General features: G+C 71.9%; 1 pseudogene. It reads right to left on the reverse strand.

Annotated features, from left to right (window positions below):
- A pseudogene (locus tag ACTJLF_RS05200) lies at positions 1–1,098 on the reverse strand (hypothetical protein); the annotation flags it as partial.

A 1,098-nucleotide genomic window follows, 5' to 3' on the forward strand; every position in this document is an offset into this window, starting at 1 on the left:
CGACCACACCGTTGTCACCGAGGACGCCATCGAGCAGACCGCCAGCGTCGCCGCCAGTCAGGCCACCCAGGAGGCCACCGACCACACCGTTGTCACCGAGGACGCCATCGAGCAGACCGCCAGCGTCGCCGCCGGTCAGACCACCCAGCAGCCCGCCGACCACGCCGTTGTCGCCAAGGACGCCGTCGAGCAGGCCACCAGCGTCGCCGCCGGTCAGACCACCCAGCAGGCCACCGACCACACCGTTGTCGCCAAGGACGCCGTCGAGCAGGCCACCAGCGTCGCGGCCAGTCAGACCACCCAAGAGACCGCCGACCACGCCGTTGTCACCGAGGACGCCATCGAGCAGACCGCCAGCGTCGCCGCCAGTCAGACCACCCAGCAGACCACCGACCACGCCGTTGTCGCCAAGGACGCCATCGAGCAGACCGCCAGCGTCGCCGCCGGTCAGACCACCCAGGAGACCGCCGACCACGCCGTTGTCGCCGAGCACGCCACCGAGCAGGCCGCCGTCACCGCCGAGCACGCCGCCCAGCAGGCCGTTGTCGCCACCCACGAGGTTGGCAACGCCGTCGGTCAGGTAGTCGACCTGCGTGGCGACCTGATCCAGCAGGGCGCCCGTGGCACCCGCGCCGAGCACCTGGTCGGTCACCGGGCTCAGCAGGCCGCCCACGCCATCGGTCACCTGGCCGACCACGTTGTCGACCGGGTCCAGCACGTTGGGGTCGTTCGGCACGAAGCCGGTACCGAGCACGGGGCCCAGCAGGCCGTCGACCGTGTCGGTCAAGCCGTCGGTCAGGCCGACCACCGGAGTCAGGGCGTCGCCCAGGCCCAGGCCACCGAGCACGCCGTTGTTCAGGCTGTTCGCCAGGCCGCCGACCACGTTGTCGACCGGATCCAGCAGGGCTTGGGCGCCGGTGCCGGGAGAGGTGCCGCCGCCGAGGCCGCCGAGCAGGCCACCCAGCAGGCCGTCGTCACCCAGGACGCCGTCGAGCAGACCACCGGCATCGCCGCCGGTCAGACCACCCAGGAGACCACCGACAACGCCGTTGTCACCGAGGACGCCGTCGAGCAGACCACCAGCGTCGCCGCCAGTCA

Source organism: Variovorax sp. 22077 (genome assembly GCF_052044195.1).
GTDB classification, from domain to species: Bacteria; Pseudomonadota; Gammaproteobacteria; order Burkholderiales; family Burkholderiaceae_C; genus Variovorax; species Variovorax atrisoli.